The 18,150-nt window shown below is 57.7% G+C and carries 18 protein-coding genes and 1 pseudogene; 12 read left to right on the forward strand and 7 right to left on the reverse strand.

All coding sequences use genetic code 11. The features are described from left to right. Positions 1-11: 11 nt before the first annotated feature. From HRR99_RS15955 to HRR99_RS16000, 10 genes and pseudogenes are all read left to right on the forward strand, one after another. Positions 12-866, forward strand: coding sequence for a D-amino-acid transaminase (locus HRR99_RS15955; protein WP_233123687.1), 855 nt, complete (start codon positions 12-14; stop codon positions 864-866). A gap of 283 nt (positions 867-1,149) precedes the next feature. After that, positions 1,150-2,001, forward strand: coding sequence for a transporter substrate-binding domain-containing protein (locus HRR99_RS15960; protein WP_111839366.1), 852 nt, complete (start codon positions 1,150-1,152; stop codon positions 1,999-2,001). Between the two features lie 159 nt (positions 2,002-2,160). After that, the gene (locus HRR99_RS15965) at positions 2,161-2,904 is read left to right on the forward strand and encodes an ATP-binding cassette domain-containing protein (RefSeq protein WP_338422843.1); all 744 of its coding nucleotides are present in this window, start codon (positions 2,161-2,163) and stop codon (positions 2,902-2,904) included. 5 nt (positions 2,905-2,909) lie between these two features. Next, complete coding sequence (locus tag HRR99_RS15970; protein WP_233123688.1) at positions 2,910-3,584, forward strand: amino acid ABC transporter permease; 675 nt, start codon at positions 2,910-2,912, stop codon at positions 3,582-3,584. A 10-nt stretch (positions 3,585-3,594) separates the two neighbouring features. After that, the gene (locus tag HRR99_RS15975) at positions 3,595-4,260 is read left to right on the forward strand and encodes an amino acid ABC transporter permease (RefSeq protein WP_111839369.1); all 666 of its coding nucleotides are present in this window, start codon (positions 3,595-3,597) and stop codon (positions 4,258-4,260) included. Positions 4,261-4,280: 20 nt separating this feature from the next. Continuing rightward, positions 4,281-5,207, forward strand: a complete 927-nt coding sequence (locus HRR99_RS15980) for an N-carbamoyl-D-amino-acid hydrolase (RefSeq protein WP_233123689.1) — start codon at positions 4,281-4,283, stop codon at positions 5,205-5,207. Positions 5,208-5,218: 11 nt separating this feature from the next. After that, positions 5,219-6,679 carry a dihydropyrimidinase gene (hydA, locus tag HRR99_RS15985; protein ID WP_233123690.1) on the forward strand — a complete coding sequence of 487 codons (1,461 nt, stop codon included), beginning with the start codon at positions 5,219-5,221 and terminating at the stop codon, positions 6,677-6,679. Further along, on the forward strand, positions 6,676-7,344 hold the full coding sequence (locus HRR99_RS15990) for an aspartate/glutamate racemase family protein (protein ID WP_233123691.1): 669 nt from the start codon (positions 6,676-6,678) through the stop codon (positions 7,342-7,344). Before hydA ends, HRR99_RS15990 begins: the two co-directional genes overlap by 4 nt. Further along, positions 7,341-8,255, forward strand: coding sequence for a LysR family transcriptional regulator (locus HRR99_RS15995; RefSeq protein ID WP_233123692.1), 915 nt, complete (start codon positions 7,341-7,343; stop codon positions 8,253-8,255). Before HRR99_RS15990 ends, HRR99_RS15995 begins: the two co-directional genes overlap by 4 nt. Before the next feature lie 210 nt (positions 8,256-8,465). Continuing rightward, a pseudogene (locus HRR99_RS16000) lies at positions 8,466-9,077 on the forward strand (DDE-type integrase/transposase/recombinase); the annotation flags it as partial. A 250-nt stretch (positions 9,078-9,327) separates the two neighbouring features. On the opposite strand, the gene HRR99_RS16005 reads toward HRR99_RS16000, so the two are convergent. Further along, positions 9,328-10,419 (reverse strand): NADH:flavin oxidoreductase/NADH oxidase, encoded by a 1,092-nt coding sequence (locus HRR99_RS16005; protein WP_233123693.1) that lies wholly within the window; start codon positions 10,417-10,419, stop codon positions 9,328-9,330. Between the two features lie 99 nt (positions 10,420-10,518). Here HRR99_RS16005 and HRR99_RS16010 point away from each other — a divergent pair, with 99 nt between their 5' ends. After that, positions 10,519-10,830, forward strand: coding sequence for an ArsR/SmtB family transcription factor (locus HRR99_RS16010; RefSeq protein WP_233123694.1), 312 nt, complete (start codon positions 10,519-10,521; stop codon positions 10,828-10,830). Positions 10,831-10,936: 106 nt separating this feature from the next. On the opposite strand, the gene HRR99_RS16015 is transcribed toward HRR99_RS16010, so the two are convergent. The 6 genes from HRR99_RS16015 to HRR99_RS16040 form a co-directional block, all read right to left on the reverse strand. Further along, the gene (locus tag HRR99_RS16015) at positions 10,937-11,161 is read right to left on the reverse strand and encodes a hypothetical protein (RefSeq protein WP_233123695.1); all 225 of its coding nucleotides are present in this window, start codon (positions 11,159-11,161) and stop codon (positions 10,937-10,939) included. A gap of 126 nt (positions 11,162-11,287) precedes the next feature. Then, positions 11,288-11,998 carry a ribonuclease activity regulator RraA gene (locus tag HRR99_RS16020; protein WP_233123696.1) on the reverse strand — a complete coding sequence of 237 codons (711 nt, stop codon included), beginning with the start codon at positions 11,996-11,998 and terminating at the stop codon, positions 11,288-11,290. Between the two features lie 20 nt (positions 11,999-12,018). After that, positions 12,019-13,755 carry an L-arabinonate dehydratase gene (araD, locus tag HRR99_RS16025; RefSeq protein WP_111839393.1) on the reverse strand — a complete coding sequence of 579 codons (1,737 nt, stop codon included), beginning with the start codon at positions 13,753-13,755 and terminating at the stop codon, positions 12,019-12,021. A 48-nt stretch (positions 13,756-13,803) separates the two neighbouring features. Then, positions 13,804-15,303: a tripartite tricarboxylate transporter permease gene (locus tag HRR99_RS16030; RefSeq protein ID WP_162694504.1), complete on the reverse strand. Its 1,500-nt coding sequence runs from the start codon at positions 15,301-15,303 to the stop codon at positions 13,804-13,806. Between the two features lie 51 nt (positions 15,304-15,354). Further along, positions 15,355-15,834 (reverse strand): tripartite tricarboxylate transporter TctB family protein, encoded by a 480-nt coding sequence (locus HRR99_RS16035; RefSeq protein WP_233123697.1) that lies wholly within the window; start codon positions 15,832-15,834, stop codon positions 15,355-15,357. A gap of 61 nt (positions 15,835-15,895) precedes the next feature. Further along, positions 15,896-16,876 (reverse strand): Bug family tripartite tricarboxylate transporter substrate binding protein, encoded by a 981-nt coding sequence (locus tag HRR99_RS16040; protein ID WP_233123698.1) that lies wholly within the window; start codon positions 16,874-16,876, stop codon positions 15,896-15,898. 239 nt (positions 16,877-17,115) lie between these two features. On the opposite strand from HRR99_RS16040, the gene HRR99_RS16045 reads away from it, so the two are divergent. After that, positions 17,116-18,141, forward strand: a complete 1,026-nt coding sequence (locus HRR99_RS16045; protein ID WP_233123699.1) for a LacI family DNA-binding transcriptional regulator — start codon at positions 17,116-17,118, stop codon at positions 18,139-18,141. Positions 18,142-18,150: the final 9 nt, after the last annotated feature.

Raw genomic sequence — 18,150 nt, forward strand, 5'->3', positions numbered from 1 at the left:
GGGCCTCACCATTGTCTCGTATTGTCTACCTGAACGGCGAGTGGCTGCCGGAAGCGGATGCCAAGGTCTCGATTTTTGATCGCGGCTTTCTGTTTGCCGACTCAATCTATGAAGTAACCGGCGTCGTCGGTGGCAAGCTGATCGAATATGAGGGCCATTCTGCCCGCTTGCAGCGTTCAACGGCGGAACTTGGCATCACCTGCCCGCTGTCACCGGAACAACTGCTCGAAGTCCACCGCGAAATCGTCCGTCGCAATGATCTGAAGGAAGGCCTGATTTACCTACAAATCTCGCGCGGCACCGCCGACCGCGATTTCGCCTATCCGGTTGACCCGACGCCGACCTTGACGCTTTTCACCCAGGCAAAGGCGGTTCTTGACAATCCGCGTGTAAAGACAGGCATCTCGGTCGCTCTCGTCCCCGATCTGCGCTGGGGACGCCGCGATATCAAGACGGTACAGCTTCTTTATCCTTCCATGGCAAAGATGGAAGCCGCCGCAAAGGGCGCTGACGATGCCTGGCTAGTGGAAAACGGGTTCGTGACCGAGGCAAGCTCGGCAACGGCCCATATCATCACCAAAAACGGCACGCTGATCACACGCGAACTGTCGCACGCGATCCTGCACGGCATCACCCGCGCCAGCGTTCTCGATATCGCCAAAGAGGCAGGCATCGCTTACGAAGAACGCGCTTTCACGCCCGAAGAAGCGCTGGATGCAGCGGAAGCCTTCATCACCTCCGCCACAAGTTTCGTTCTGCCGGTCGTTGCCATTGACGGCAAGGCAATCGGTGACGGCAAGCCTGGTCCGCTGACACTGAAGCTGCGTCAACTTTACGTGAAACAGAAGACGGCAAGCGCCATCTAAGTTTTAGTTGCCGCCCTCTCGCGGGCGGCAACGCGACAAAACCGTGTCACTTTATCTACACCCATTTGGTGATAGCCAGCCTGTCGCTGCTGGCGGTCAAGCGGCAAAAGGAAAGGGCGCCGCATCATTCCACACGGAACCCGACGGTTCTACGACCTATATGAAAAACGTATAATTCTAATTCTATTATAATTAAAAATTATATTGCAGTGCGGAAAATTCGATGGAACTATGCCCATAACAAGGGTCGCTAAAGGCCTGGACCACCAGTAGGAGAACATCGATGAAACCCTTGATAAAGGCCGGCATTGTCGGCTTATCGACGCTTTTTGCCTGCAATTCGGCCTTCGCGCTCGGAGATCCCATCAAGACTGCGATCGACGCGACCTTCGCGCCGCACGCCATGCCAACCCTCGATGGCAAGATCGAGGGCTTCAACGTCGACATGGCCAATCTGATCGGTGACCGCCTCGGCAAAAAGGTCGATCTGACCGGCGCCCAGTTTTCCGGCCTCATCCCGGCACTCCAGGCTGGCACATATGATTTTCTGGTTGCACCGGTAACGGTCAACAAGGAGCGGGCTGCCAACCTTCTTTTCACCGAAGGCTTCATGGATACGAATTTCGCCTTCGTCGTCCCGGCAAACTCACCGGAATACAAGACCCTTGAGAACTTCAAAGGCAAGACGATCGCCGTCAACAAGGGCTCGGCCTATGACAGCTTCCTGCGTGAGAAGGAAAAGGAATTTGGCTGGAAGGTCGAGAGCTATGGCACCAATACGGATGCCGTTGCAGCCGTGATAGCAGGTCGCGCAGATGCCAATCTCGCTGGCAACACGGTTGCTGCGTGGTCTGTCAAGCAGAACCCGCGCCTCAAGCTGTCGTATGAATACGCCACAGGGCTCGTCTGGGCGATTTCCTTCCGCAAAGGCGACGAGCAAAATCGCGATCTGGTGGACCGGGCAATCGAATGCCTCAAGCTGGATGGCTCCATGGCAAAGCTTTCCGAAAAGTGGTTCGGCGTAACCCCGGTGGCGGGCACAACGATCGTCACACCGAGTAAGGGTTTCGGCACACCTGGCTTCGAGGGCTACCAGGATGACGACCATACGGCATCCTGCGACAATCTGAAGTAGCCACCGGATCGTGGACGGGCGGGACCTCCCACTCGCCTGTTCACACTCATTTTCAAACAAGGACGCGACCCGCCCTCGCAGGCCGTGTCCAAGGGTGCTCGCTCGCGTCCCATCGGGACCACCTTCCCGCGTTGCAACGTGCCTGTTGGAGTATCCTGAATGGCCCATCGCCCTATGCTGGAAATCGTATCGCTGGAAAAGCGTTTCGGTCCCAACACCATTCTCAAGAAGATCGACCTGAGGGTTGCGCAAGGCGAGCTCGTCTTCGTCATCGGCCCGTCAGGTTCGGGCAAAAGCACGATGCTGCGCTGCTGCAATCGCCTGGAAGAACCGACATCCGGCGATATCATTGTCGATGGCCGCAACATCATGGCCGGGACGCGCCGCGATCTCGACCGCATGCGGTTGCAGATCGGGATGGTTTTTCAGGGCTTTCACCTCTACCCGCATATGACCGTGCTGAAGAATGTCACGCTGGCCCAGCGCAAGGCGCTGAAGCGCAGCAAGGATGAAGCCGATGCACGCGCAATGGACATGCTCGATCAGGTCGGAATGGCGCACAAGGCGGACGCCTATCCAGGCGAGCTCTCCGGTGGTCAGCAGCAGCGCGTCGCCATTGCCCGCGCGCTGGCGCTGGACCCGAAAGTCATGCTTTTCGACGAGCCCACTTCGGCGCTTGACCCGGAACTCGTCGGCTCGGTCCTCAAAGTGATGAAGGACCTCAAGTCCAAAGGCATGACGATGGTCGTCGTCAGCCATGAAATGGGCTTTGCTCGCGAGACTGCCGATCGTGTCGTCTTCATGGATGGCGGTCTGGTCGTCGAACAGGGTCCGCCGGACGAGATTTTCGGCGCACCGAAGGCCGAGCGCACACGCGCTTTTCTCTCGCGCGTTTCTGGGTAGGTGTGATGGACAGGTTTCTTCAAACCTTCTTCAACCCGATGGTGATGGCGCAATATACGCCGGACATCATCGCTGGCGTCTGGGTGACGCTCCAGATCGCCACCGCCGTTATCGTCGCCGGCATCGGGGCCGGACTGCTGCTCGCCTGTCTGCGCAGCTACCGCATCAGGACGTTGAATTTTTTCATCATCTGTTTTGCCGACATTTTCCGCGCCCTGCCTTCGCTTGTCGTCATCCTGATCCTCTATTTCGGCTTTCCCTCGATTGGCATACAGCTTTCGGGCCCGATGGTGCTCTTCATCGTGCTGGCAGCGACGCTTGCCGCCTTTGCCGAGGAAATCTTTTGGGCGGGCATCCTGTCGGTTGAAAAGGGGCAGTGGGAAGCTGGCATCGCTACGGGTCTCGGCTTTACCCGTACCCTCGCCTATGTCGCCCTGCCCCAAGCGGTCAGACTCGCCATTCCGCCGCTCGTCAACCGCGTCCTTGCTATCACCAAGATGACTGCCCTGGGTTCTGCCATCGGCGTGTCGGAAATCCTGTCGAGCGCCACGACAGCGCAGAGCTTTTCAGGCAGCGCCACGCCGCTCACCATGTCGGTCGTCGCCTATCTGGTGATTTTCCTGCCCATGGTCATCGCTGCCCGCTGGCTGGAAAGCCGCACAGCCTGGAAGAAGCGGTAGGAGGGTGGACATGGATATTTTTCTCGACCAGTTCTTCAATATCGAGATCATGCGCAAGTCGCTGCCGCTTTTGCTCACCGGCCTATGGACGACATTGCAGCTTTGTGGCGCGGTGATCCTGCTCGGGCTTATCGGCGGCCTGTTCGTTGCACTCGGCAACCTGAGTGAACGTCGCTGGCTTCGCTGGATCTCGATTGCGTATACTGATCTTTTTCGCGCACTCCCCCCGCTGGTTCTGTTGATCTTTATATATGCTGGACTGCCTTTCGCCGGCATCAACATATCGCCCTTCGCCGCTGTCGTCATCGCCTTCCTGCTCAACAACTCCTCCTATTATGCGGAGGTCTATCGTGCAGGCCTTCTCTCCGTCGCCAAGGGGCAATGGGAAGCGGCGCAATCGACTGGCCTTAATCCAGCGCAGACGCTCATCCATATCGTCCTGCCACAGGCGGTGCGCAACGTCCTGCCCGACCTGTTGTCGAACACAGTGGAGGTGGTGAAGTTGACCTCGCTTGCCTCCGTCATTTCGCTGTCTGAGCTCCTCTACAATGCTGGCATGGCCCGCTCGGTGACCTACAATGCTTCACCGCTCGTATTGGCAGCTCTCATTTATCTCGTGCTGCTGTGGCCGCTGGTGCGGCTCGTCAGCCATTTCCAGCGGCGTTTAGCCGCCTAATCGCTTCGAAAGGAACACCAATGACTGTCATGAAGATTGCGGGTGCACAACTCGGCGCCATCCAGAAGGCCGACAGCCGCGAAAGTGTCGTCAAACGCATGATCGCACTGCTTGATGAGGCAGCCGCAAAGGGGGCCAATCTGGTCATTTACCCGGAATTGGCACTCACCACTTTCTTTCCCCGCTGGTATATGGAAAACCAGGCCGAGATCGATTTCTGGTTCGAAACGGAAATGCCGAATTCGGCCACACAGCCTCTCTTCGACCACGCCCGCGATCTCAACATCGCGATCACTTTCGGTTACGCTGAAAAGACGCCGGACGGCCACTACTACAATACTTCGATCATCACGGACCGGCATGCCAACATCGTCGGAAAATATCGCAAGATCCATCTTCCCGGTCATTCCGAATACGATACGCAACGCGCTTTTCAACATCTGGAAAAGCGGTATTTCGAACCAGGCGATCTCGGCTTCAATGTCTGGCGCAACGAAGGCGTTGTCATGGGCATGGCGATCTGCAACGACAGACGCTGGCCGGAAACGTTCCGTTGCATGGGTCTGCAGGGCGTCGAACTGGTAGCGATCGGCTACAACACGCCTTCGGTAAATGCCCAGATGAGCGACGAGGGACTGGACAAGCGACTGTTTCACTCGGAACTGTCGCTGCAAGCCGGTGCCTACCAGAACGCGACCTATGTTGTCGGCGTCGCCAAGGCGGGAGTCGAGGACGGCCATCCGCTGATGGGCGGCTCAATCATCGTTGATCCGGATGGCTTCATCCTGGCAAAGGCCATGACCGAGGAAGACGAACTGATCATCGCCGAATGCGACTTCGCCAAATGCGATTTCGGCAAGAAGACGATCTTTGATTTCGAACGCCATCGTCGTATCGAGCACTATGGCCGTATAACGAGCCAGACTGGCGCAATCGTCGAAGTGTGAGGAACAGCGTCATGACGGAGTTCGATACCGTAATCCATGGCGGACGCATCGCCACAGCATCCGATGTCTTCGAAGCCGATATCGGCATCATCGACGGCCGCATCGCCGCAATCAGCGAGAAGATCTGTGGCGGCGAGCGGCGCATCGATGCGACCGGCAAGCTGGTGGTTCCCGGCGGCATCGAAGCGCATGCGCATATCGCCCAGGAGAGTTCGAGCGGCCTGATGTCCGCTGACGACTATTATTCGGGCTCTGTCTCCGCAGCCTTTGGTGGGAATTCGTCCTTCATTCCTTTTGCAGCACAGCATCGCGGCCAGTCGATTGCCGATGTCATCGCCACCTATGACACCCGCGCGGCGCCGCAATCGGTGCTCGATTACTCCTACCACCTTATCATTTCCGATCCCTCCGACGCTGTTCTGGAAGAACTGCCGGGCGTCTTTGCCCGCGGTATCACCTCCTTCAAAGTCTTCATGACCTATGACTTGATGAAAATCGGCGATGGCGGCATGCTTGACATTCTCACAGTCGCGAAAACCCATGGTGCGCTCACCATGGTCCATGCCGAAAACAATGACATGGTCAAATGGATGAACAAGCGGTTGGCAGCGGCCAGCCTTTCGACACCGAGATATCATGCCATCAGCCGTCCGGAACTGGCGGAAGAGGAAGCGATCAACCGCGCCGTCTCGCTGGCAAAATTGGTCGATGCCGCACTCTTTATCGTCCATGTCTCAACGGCTGGCGGTGCCGCCCTTGTCCAGCGTGAAAAGCTTGCCGGCACGAAACTGTTTGCCGAGACCTGCCCGCAATATCTGGCTTTGACCCGTAAAGACCTCGATCGCCCGGGCATGGAAGGCGCAAAATATATCTGCTCGCCGCCGGTTCGCGATGCGGAAACGCAGGCAGCACTCTGGAGGCACGTACAGTCCGGCACGTTCGATAGCGTGTCCTCCGACCACGCGCCTTATCGCATGGATGCATCGGGCAAGTTTGCCAATGGTGCACACGCACCCTATCCGAAGATTTCGAGCGGCATGCCCGGCATCGCCATGCGCCTGCCCTATCTGTTCTCCGAGGGTGTCGCAAAGGGGCGCATCACGCTCCAGCAATTCGTCGCTCTTTCGAGCACCAACGCGGCCAAGACGTTTGGCGTGCCGAGGAAAGGTGCGATCGCGCCCGGATATGACGCCGACATTGCCATATGGGATCCGGAAGCCCGTCGCACAGCAACGCTTGCCCACCAACATGACAATATGGACTATACACCCTTCGAGGGCATGGAGATCGAAGGGTGGCCGGTTCTGACCATCAACCGTGGTGATGTCATCGTCGAGAACGGAGAACTGAAGGCAATGCGCGGTCGTGGACGCTTCATCGCCCGCAATCCCGTCGATCTGACGGGCAAGCCCGGTCATCGCGCCAAAGAGCTTGATCCGGCGCAGAATTTCGGTGCGGTGATTGCACCATGAACACGATTGGACCAATCCTCGTCATCAATCCGAACAGTTCGGAAAGCGTCACCGAAGGCCTGCGTGAGGCGGTTGCCGGCATGCAGTTTCCCGGCGGCCCTATGATAGAATGCGTCACCATCAAGGACGGGCCGCCCGGCGTCGTCACCCAGCGCCATGTCGATGAGGCTTCGCTTCGCACGGCAGACCTGATCGAAAGCCGGTCGGATGCTTCGGCCTATGTGCTTGCCTGTTATTCGCAGCCCGGCCTCGATCTCGCGCGCTCGATCACGACCAAGCCCGTCTATGGCATTCAGGATGCCGGAGTTTTGACTGCGCTGGCGCTGGCCGACCTTTTTGGCGTCATTGCCGTTGCAGAAGGCTCCATCGCGCGCCATCTCCGCAATCTTCGCCGCCTCGGTGTCGATGGCAGGCTTGCGGGCGAGGTCGCACTCGAGGGTTCGATCAGCGTCGCGGAAAGCGGGCATGGAGACAAGAGCTTTGCGGCACTGCTGAAGGCCGGCGCACAACTGCGGCGGATGGGTGCCGGAGCCGTCGTGCTCGGCTGCGCTGGGATGTCCGGCCACCGCAGCAGGCTGGAAAAAGAGCTTGAGATCCGCATTATTGACCCGACACAGGCGGCCGTCGCCATGGCGCTCGGCGCGCTTTTGACCATACAGCCATGACCGAGAACGAGCAAAAGCCGGATATCTCGCTGCGCCTCCTCGAAATCTTCGGTGCGATGATGCGTTGCGAGACAACCGTCGAGGCCGCCGAGCAGCTCGGTATCTCCCAGCCCGCAGTGTCGAACGGCATCCGTCAACTCGAAAACCAGCTCGGGGTAACGCTGTTTGAACGCCTGCATCGGCGTCTCGAGCCGACCGAGGAAGCACTGCTTCTTTTCGAGGAAGTTCGCCCAGTTTTTAGCATGTTGCGTAATTTCTCTGCCCGCGCGCGCGCTATCAGACATGGTACATCTGGCCGATTGCGGGTCATATCGACGCCACCGCTCGGAAATACAGTCGCGCCCTTGGCGCTCGCCCGGTTCCTAAAGGATCGACCTGATGTTTCCGTTGCCTATGACGTACGTCGCCTCGAACATGTCATCGACGCGGTCCAGAGCGGCGCTGCAGATATCGGGCTCGCGGTTGCACTAGAACGTCATCCCTCCGTCAATGTTGAGGTTTTGGCCCGAACACATATGGTGGCTTTAGTACCCTATGGGCACGAAGTTGCGACGAGGCAGGAGGTAACCGTCGCAGATCTGGCGACACATGGCTTTATCGGCTTGGAGATCGAATCGCGCATGGGCCAGATGCTGCGAGACGCTTTCGAACGCGACGGTATCGCCTATGAGCCGCGGGTTGAGGTCCGCTATTGCGCAACAGCCGCGGTGCTCGCTGGCGTGGGAGTAGGAGCGGCGGTCGTGGACGCCTACAGCGCCGCTTACCAGTCTTCCACGGGATTGGTGCAGTTGCCCTTCCAGCCACCATGCGAAATCCCTGCTGTTTTGATCACCCGAAAGGGTATTCCGCGCTCACGTCTGTTGCACGGCTTCATCGCAGAATTGAAGAGAGCAGTCTCCTATGTGCTTTGAGTTGCGCCATGGAAGAAGCTGTGACGTCAGGAACCAATAGTTTGATTGGTGCCGAAATGAAATCCTGACAGGTGCCGGCGTCGACTATATCTTTAAACAGCACTCACCCTCCGATCGTGGGGCGACCAAACCTGTCGGCTGGAGCAGGGCGTTCATGGATTTAGCTCGTGAACTCGCGCGACCGCCAGCCGAGCGAACCCCTCACGAAGCCCTCGTCAAAACGAACCGCTTCTGCCCAGGCCGACCTATGGCTATCGGCAGATCCTCGCGCTCTCAATCGCGAAAGGCGAGCCGCCGATAAGTCTGTCGTCAACGCCAAAGGGGTTAATCGCATTATGGGCAAACACGCGATTTTGCTGGAGAAACGTACGGCCAGTCGCCAGGGCCGCCTCACGACGGCAAGGTCATGCGTTCTAATCTGCGCTGGTGCTAGGATGAGCTGGAGTTCACCTGCTGGAATGGCGAGGTCATTCGTTTCGCCTTCATCATCGACGCCTTCGACCGCGAGATCATCGCCTGGACGGCGGTCGCGAATGCAGGCATCTCCGGCTCAGACGTACGCAACATGATACTGGAGGCGGTGAAAAGACGCTTCAGCGCAACCCGAGCCCCACATGCAATCGAGCATCTGTCGGATAATGGTTCGGCTTATACTGCGAGGGATACGAGGCTGTTGCTCAGGCGCTCAATCTGACGCCCTGCTTCACGCCGGTAGCTAGCCCCGTCGAATGGTATGTGGCGTTCATCAAGACCCAGAAGCGAGACTACATCCGCATATTAGCTCTAACAAACGCCGAGATAGCGCTCCGGCTCCTTGACGGATAGATCGAGGACTATAACGAAATCCATCACCATTCCGCGATCAAGATGGCCCCCTAGCAGGCCGTTTTAGCACCTCCGGCACCCCATTTTGACATCTCAGACATCTCAATAGTCAGCCACTGGAAGGTTCATGGCAGCGACCTGTTCCACATTACGATGCGGATGGACAAGCCGCCCCCACATCAATCGCGCCTGAACCGCTGCGGATTCGTCAGCCGCAGCGGCCAGTTTGTCGTTCGGCTTTCCCGAATTACGCTGTTCTGTAGCGTTCCAGCCAGTGAGCATACGGCGCAGGTAGCGTCCACGACGGCCTATCGATACCGAGTTCGAGCGCCGCTTTGTATGGCCAATGGTTGTTGGCAAGCAACGGACGACCGAGCGAAACCATATCGATGACATCATCTGCGATCAGTGCATCAGCCTGTTTTGCTTCGCTGATGAACCAGCTCGTGGTGGCTGGAAGTCCGGCCTCGCGTCGTACCCGCTGGGCTACAGGCGCCATGAAAGCTGGACCCCAGGGGATATTGGCGGTCGGCGTGGAAAATCCGATGCTGACATCGATAATGTCGAGGCCGCCAGCCTTGAAGCGGCGAACCATCTCGATTCCGTCTTCAAGGTCATCAGAACCATCGAATTCAGTCACGCCAAAACGGGCGGCAAGTGGCAGGTTTTCAGGCCAGACATCACGAACGGCAGCCAGTGTTTCGAGCAGAAACCTTGCACGCCCGTCAAAGTCGCCGCCGTAGTTGTCCGTGCGCTTGTTAGACCAGGTCGAGAAGAAGCTTTGGCCAAGATAACCATGTGCGAAGTGAAGCTCAAGCCATTCAAAACCAGCGGCAAGCGCCCGCTTCGCAGCAGCGACGAAGTCTGCTTTGATCCGTTCGATATCGGCAATCGTCATGGCTTGCGGCACCTTGCCGAGGTTTGCACCGAAGGCAATGGCAGACGGCGCAAATGTTTGCCAGCCACGCGGATCGGACTCTGGGATATGGTCGTCGCCTTCCCATGGACGGTTGGCGCTGGCTTTGCGGCCAGCATGCCCGATCTGAATTCCAGGGACGGCACCGGCGGCCTTGATCAAACTCACGGCCTGTTTCCAAGGCTCGATCTGTTCATCGCTCCAGATGCCGGCGCATCCGGGCGTGATACGGCCTTCGGGCGACACAGCCGTCGCCTCTGCAATCACCAAGCCCGCTCCGCCACGCGCAAGCCCGGCCAAATGGACATGATGCCAGTCATTGATAACGCCGTCTTCTGCCGAGTACTGGCACATCGGCGAGACCACGATGCGGTTTCGCAGCGTTATGTCTTTGAGTGTGAATGGGGTAAATAGAGATGACATGGAAGCTCCAACTGATAATTAGCAATCCCCATATAAAACTTCGATAGTTCGATTACAATCGAACTTTCAAATAAGATATTATGATGCTAGGGATGGCCCATGCGCGCCATTCCACATCCCGCCCTGAAAGACGTCACTCTCACTCAGGTGCTCTATGCCCTCAGCGATCCAGTCCGGCTGGGCGTCGTGAGACAACTTTCACATGAGGGGCAGTCCACATGTTCTGCACTGGATGGCGGACGGCCAAAGTCCAGTATGTCCCACCACTTCAAGGTTTTGAGAGAGGGCGGTCTGGTTTTCACCCGTACGGACGGACCAGCACACTTGAATGAGCTGCGTCGCGAAGAGATCAATGAGCGGTTTCCGGGGCTACTCGATGCCGTATTGGCCGCATCGGACGAACGGGGCTGATGGCAGCATACTTGATCCGCGCTGTCGAGGATCGCTGCCCCGGCAGGCGAGCAATTCAAAAGCCAAACGATGGTGGATCGGGTGATGATGCTCAGAGAAACTACTGTTAATTCGGCAAGTTTTTCAGCATCAGCAGCCGATTTCCGGGCGTGTAAGCGATGATCTTTTCCTGCTCCAGCGCATTCAGGACAGTCAAGATCTCGTCCTGCGAAAAGCCATCAGCCTTCATCGGGGTGAAGATATTGTTCAAACTGATCGATACCTCAGGTGCTGCCTTGAGGGCACGCAGACGTCCTATCAGGGCCACTTCTATTTCTGAGAATCTGCTCATGTCGGCCTTATAAGCGTTTTTCCCTCAACTTGTCTCCACTGATTGCGCAGCGGTCACGCCAGCGTCCTTTCATCGAACGCTGGAGGAGCGGCAGGCCTGCTGCCGGAGTGGGACTGATGAGCTCCACTATCTGCCGTTTGCCTTTCGCCAAGCAGCAAACATTTCGAGATTTTTTTCGTCGGTCGCGGGGTATAGGCCGATGATCGTGTGTCCGTCCTTGACCCTCCCGATGACGAAATCTTCGTAAGCCGTCATCTCCACTGCCTCGTCGGCCACCTCATCGGCAATTTCTGCCGGTATGATGATGACGCTGTCGTCGTCACCGACAACGATATCTCCCGGAAACACCGCCACATCGCCGCAGCCGATTGGCACATTGATATCGATCGCTTCGTGCAAGGTCAGATTCGTCGGGCTGGACGGGCGGTTGTGGTAGGCAGGTATGTCCAGTTCCCCTATGGTCTTTGCATCACGAAAGCCCCCGTCCGTTACCACGCCTGCGCCTCCGCGCACCATCAGGCGGGTGATCAGAATATCACCAGCGGAAGCAGCGCGCGCATCCTTGCGGCTGTCCATGACGAGCACGTGCCCCTGCGGGCAGGTCTCGATGGCATGACGCTGCGGATGTTCCGGGTTGCGGAAGACCGACATCGGATTGCGGTCCTCGCGGGCTGGCATGTAGCGCAATGTGAAGGCCGGGCCAACCATGTTTCGCCCCTTGGGCAAGACAGGCCGAACATCCTGGATCGTCTGGTTTTTCAGCCCACGCTTGTAGAGCGCCGAGCAGAGTGTTGCGACGGAAACGCCCATCAGTTTTTCACGGGTTGCAGGGTTCATTTGTCTCTCCTCACGAATGCTCAGTTGATCTCGGGCTCGGGGACTTTTGCGCCGAAGTCCGTCTTCAGAAAGTCGAAATCACAGCCCTTGTCGGCCTGTTCGATGTGTTTGGTGAACATGAAACCATAGCCTCGTTCGTAGCGTGGCTCAGGTGCGATCCACGCGGCGCGGCGTTCTGCCAACTCGGTTTCTGGCACCAGCATATTGAGGCTGCGCGCAGGAATATCGAGTTCCACCATGTCTCCCGTCTTCAACAGAGCCAATGGACCACCGACGAAGGCTTCAGGTGATGCATGCAACACGCAGGCTCCGAAGCTGGTACCAGACATGCGGGCATCGGAAATCCGCACCATATCGCGCAAGCCCAGCTTCAACAGCGCTTTCGGCATCGGGATCATCCCCCATTCCGGCATGCCGGGGCCGCCTTGGGGTCCGGCGTTGCGCAAAACCAGAACCGTGTCAGGCGTGAGCGGATAATCGGGATCATTGATGATCGTCTTCAGCTCCTCATAGCTGTTCGCCACCAGCGCCGGGCCTCTATGCGTGTGGAACTTCGGATCACAGGCGGCAGGCTTGATCACCGCTCCATCCGGGCACAGATTGCCCTTCAACACCGCCAGCGACCCCTCGTGATAGACAGGGTTGGACAGCGGACGGATGACATCCTCGTTCCAGATTTTCACGTCTTCCAACCCCTCAACCAGCGGCTTGCCGGTAACCGTGATGGCAGTGGGGTCGAGTTTGTCGCCGAGTTGCTTCATCAGCGCGCGAAGTCCGCCCGCGTAAAAGAAGTCCTCCATGAGGTAGGTCGTCCCTGAAGGCCGGATATTGGCGATAACAGGCGTCGTGCGACCAATGCGGTCCAAGTCGTCGAGTTCCAGCGGAACGCCAGCACGCCGGGCCATGGCAATCAGGTGAATGATCGCGTTGGTCGAACAGCCGGTCGCCATGGCAACGGTCACCGCATTGTTGACTGCCGCCAGCGTAATCACCTTGTCGGGCGTCAAATCCTCCCACACCATCTCGACGATACGTCGTCCGCAATTGGCGGACATGCGCTGGTGGTTGGCATCTGCTGCCGGAATTGAAGATGCATTCGGAAGGGTCAGCCCCATCCCCTCGGCGATCGCCGTCATGGTCGAGGCCGTGCCCATGGTCATGCAGTGGCCATAGCTGCGTGCAATGCCACCTTCGATCCCCTGCCATTCCTCCTTGGAAATCGTGCCTGCCCGCCGCTCGTCCCAATATTTGAAACCGTCTGTGCCGGAGCCCAGCGCCTTACCGGCATAATTGCCGCGCAACATCGGTCCGGCTGGCAGATAGATGAAAGGAATGCCCATCGAGACTGCACCCATGACCAACCCGGGTGTCGTCTTGTCGCAGCCGCCCATGAGGACAGCACCGTCAACCGGATGCGACCGCAAAAGCTCTTCCGTCTCCATTGCCAGCATGTTGCGATAGAGCATGGTCGTCGGCTTGACGAAGTTTTCCGACAGCGACAGCGCGGGCAGTTCCATTGGGAAACCACCCGCCTGCAACACGCCGCGCTTTACCCACTCCACCCGCTCGCGAAAATGCATGTGACATGGCTGCGCATCCGACCAGGTATTGATGATCGCGATGATGGGCCGCCCTTCCCAGTCTTCTGCCGCGTACCCCATCTGCATCGTTCGCGATCTGTGCCCAAACGACCGCTGGTCGTCCGGCATCATCCAGCGCGCTGAGCGAAGTTCCTCGTATGTCTTTCTGTCTGCCATTCCAAACTCCTGCGCCGGTGGGCGCTTCTGCGGGATCGAGCCGATCCATTATTCGGTGAAAGCCTCTTCGCGTTTGCGGCTGATACTTGGCGAAAGCACGAGCGCCAGAACGACGACGGCGAAAATCAGCAGCGACAGACTGAGAGGACTGCGCAGGAAGATCGAAGGATCGCCCTGGCTGATCAGCATGGCGCGGCGCAAATTCTCTTCCAGCATCGGTCCCAGAATGAAGCCCAGAAGAAGCGGCGCTGGTTCGAACCGCATCTTCGAGAGCGCAAAGCCGATGACGCTGAATCCTGCCATGACAAACACATCGAAGACGCTGTTGTTGATGCTGTAGGCACCGATGCAGCAAAAGCCGATGATCGCCGGAAAGAGAAGATGGTAGGGGACGGTCAGCATTCTAACCCACAGCCCGATCAGCGGCAGGTTGAGGATCACCAGCATCAGATTGCCAGACCACATCGAGACGATCATGCCCCAGAATAGTTTTGGCTCGTCCGAGATAACATTCGGGCCGGGGGTAATGCCCTGAATGATCATCGCCCCCACCATGAGTGCCATGACCGGATTGCCGGGAATGCCGAGTGTTAGCATCGGAATGAATGAGGTCTGCGCTCCGGCATTGTTGGCCGATTCCGGTGCGGCAACGCCTTCTATCGCTCCCTTGCCGAACTCGGCGCGGTTGGGCGACACGCGCTTTTCCAATGCATAGGAGGCAAAAGAGGCCAGCATGGCTCCGCCACCTGGCAGCACACCGAGAAAGGAGCCAAGTGCTGTCCCGCGCAGGACGGGTGCGATGATCCGTTTGAAATCCTCTTTGGTCAGCATCAATCCGGTCACTTTCTTGACGCCGACCGATCGCTCCTGCTCATTTTCCAGATTGCGCAGTATCTCGCAGATGCCGAAAATACCCATGCTGACGGCGACGAAATTCAGCCCATCATAGAGTTCGGGAATGCCGAAGACATAGCGCGGCGTACCACTCTCGACGTCCGTGCCGATGGTCCCGAGGATCAAGCCGAACACGATCATCGCGAAAGCTTTCAGCAGCGAACCACTGGCCAGTGCAACCGACGCAACGAGACCGAGAACCATCAGTGAAAAATACTCGGCTGGCCCAAAATTGAGCGCGACGGCGGCAAGCGGAGGTGCTGCAACCGCAAGCAGAATGGTCGCCACGGTTCCAGCAAAGAAGGAGCCCAGCGCCGCAGTCGCAAGTGCGGCGCCTGCCCGGCCATTGCGCGCCATCTGATACCCGTCGATCGCAGTGACGACGGAGGAGCTTTCACCCGGAAGATTGATGAGAACGGCGGTGGTAGAGCCGCCATATTGCGCGCCGTAAAAGATACCGGCCAGCATGATGAGAGCCGATTCAGGCGGCAGGCCGAAGGTAATCGGCAAAAGCATGGCGATGGTCGCCGTCGGTCCGAGCCCAGGCAGCACGCCGATGGCGGTGCCAAGCAGACAGCCGATGAAACCATACATAAGGTTCATCGGCATGAAAGCGGTCGAGGCACCGAGCCAGAGGTTAGAGAAGATATCCATATGCAATCCAATCCGGTTTCGTCAGCTGGCCGAAAGGCTCTGGAAGCGACCTCAGCCGAGTTCGCCGATGAACGGCATCCAGGGACCGAAGGCTGCGACGGGAAGCGAGAGGAGCTTTGTGAACAACAGAACGGAGCAACCAGCGAGGAAAAGCCCAAGCAGGATGGAATGGCGCCAATTCGCATATCTGCTCGCAGTGGCAACGCCGAAGATCAGCAACAGCATGGTGGGCGCAAGACCCAGCCCCGAAAGCAGCAGGCCGAAGACGATCGGTGCTGCGATCACAAGGCTGGAAGCCTTCCAGTTCCAGACTTCAGGCTCGTCGTCCTCAGCATCGACCATCAATGATTGAACGATGATCAGCCCACCGATCACCACAAGTATGAGGCTGAGCATGATCGGGAAATAGCCTGGGCCCATCTGGAAGGAGTTTCCAACTTCCAACTCTTGACCGAACCAGATAAACACCAGTCCGACGCAGATCATCATCACTCCGCCGACAAAGTCGCGGCTGTTTCTAATTCTCAGCATGTCTTGACACTCGCAGATGACAGGAGAGGCCGGTCAGGGGTTAACCGACCGGCCAGTTGCCCTATTGCAGAGAAACGTTGGCGGCCTTGATGACCTCGGCCCACTTGGCCGTTTCCTTGTCGATGAAAGCCTGGAACTCCGCTGGCGTGTTGCCAACCGGCGTGACACCCATCGCCTTGAGCTTTGCCTGCATGGCCGGATCAGCGATGATCGCCTGCACTTCGGAGCTCAGCTTATCGACAATTTCCGGTGGCGTGCCGGGAGGCGCGAAGAGACCGTGCCACGAGGTTGCCTCGAAGCCGGGAATAACGCTTGCCATCGTCGGCACGTCGGGCAGAAGATCGGCCTTCTCAAGGCTTGTCACCGCCAACGCCTTAAGCTTTCCAGCCTTCACCTGCTGGGCGGCCGTTGGGATGTTATCAAACATCATGTCGACGTGGCCAGCCACGACATCAAGGATTGCCTGGCTGCTGCCTTTGTAGGGCACATGGGTAATCTTTATGCCCGTTTTGGTGGCCAGGAGTTCCCCTGCAAGATGGATTGAGGTCCCCACGCCGGAAGACGCATAAGTGTGTTTGCCCTCGTCCGTTTTGAGGAATGCGATAAGCTCCTCGACAGTGTTCGCCTTGATCTTGTCCGGGTTCACGACCAAGACATTCGGCAGGCTGGCAATCAACGAAATAGGCGCAAAGCCTTTTTCCTTATCGTAAGGCAGGGTCTTGTAGAGTGTCTGATTGATCGCATTCGAGCTGACAGTACCCATGCCGATCGTGTAGCCGTCTGGCTTGGACCGAGCGAGATCGCCAAGACCGATATTGCCGCCGGCTCCGGGTTTGTTTTCAACGATGAAACGTTGACCCAGCCGCTTATCAAGCTCTTCGGCGACGAGACGCCCGAACGTATCAGTATTGCCGCCTGCCGCGAACGGCACCACCACGGTCACGGTTTTTGTCGGGTAGTCCTGCGCGTGGCCCACCTGCGAGGTTGCTGCATAAAGTGCGACGGTCGCGCTCGCAAACGCCAAGAAACGCTTGAGCTTCATGATAATTCCTCCTCTTGCCCGGCCTCCTGCCGGTCCCACGCCTCCATCCTTCGAAACCCTCCTGCCGAAGAAATGGAAGCGCTTTCATTTTAACTTCAAAATCTGACATCGCAACTGTTGGAAGAATTTTTTATTATCAAATAAATCATATATTTAGGAGTCAATATCGCAAATAATAAAATGATCACTTGCCTACATCTAAAATGAAAGCGTAAATCATTTTAACAGGGATGTTGGCAATGACTGGACGCGATAAAGAAAAATACAGCACGACGAATGGCCCTGTAACGCTTGCTGATATTGCAAAGCTGGCCAGCGTTTCACCCGTAACGGTTTCCCGTGCAATCAACACACCCCATCTGGTCAAGCCTCGGACACTGGAAGCAATCGAACGGGTTATTGCCAGGACCGGTTATGTGCCAAATCTGTTGGCAGGTGGCCTCGCCTCCCGCAAGACTCGTCTCATCGCTGCGATCGTCCCGTCCGTCGCCAGCACGATTTTCGCCGAGACCATCGAGGGATTAAATGCCGAACTCGTGTTGGCCGGTTACCAGCTGCTCCTCGGCCTTTCTGGTTATGACCCAGCGCGGGAACAGGAACTGACCCGGGCGATCCTCGCGCGTCGCCCCGATGGCATCATTCTGACAGGCATCACCCACCTCAAGGAAACCCGTGCCATGTTGACCGGTGCCGGACTTCCCATCGTTGAGATTTGGGATTCTACCCCCTCGCCGCTCGATACGGCGGTTGGATTTTCGCATTCCGGTGTGGGTACGCTGGTTGCCGACCATCTGCTCATCAGAGGCTACGACCGGTACGCGCAGATTGGCGCCAATGACCCCAGAGCAGTCCAGAGACGGGACGGCTTCATCCATCGCTTGCGGGGGCTCGCAGATGTTGAACTGCCGGATCTCGAAATGAACTCACCGTCTACCTTCAAGGACGGGCGCGAGGCGATGGCGCAACTGCTGGATTGCGGAACAGGCTCACTTGGCGTTTTCTGCTCGTCGGATGTCGTCGCGCACGGTGCTCTGGCTGAAGCGCATGCGCGCGGATGCAGCATGCCGAACGACCTCGCCATTATCGGCTTCGGTGATTTCGACTTTGCACCTTACACCCATCCACCACTGACCACCGTCCGCATTGATCGGCGCGATATCGGCACCAAGGCGGCGCGCGCCATCCTTCGGAAGATCGAAGGTGACGAGACTGTGGAAGCGATGATCTACATCGACTTCCACATCGTTGCCCGCGGAACGGCCTGAGCTTCGAAA

It is taken from the genome of Agrobacterium vaccinii (genome assembly GCF_021310995.1).
Taxonomy (GTDB): domain Bacteria; phylum Pseudomonadota; class Alphaproteobacteria; order Rhizobiales; family Rhizobiaceae; genus Agrobacterium; species Agrobacterium vaccinii.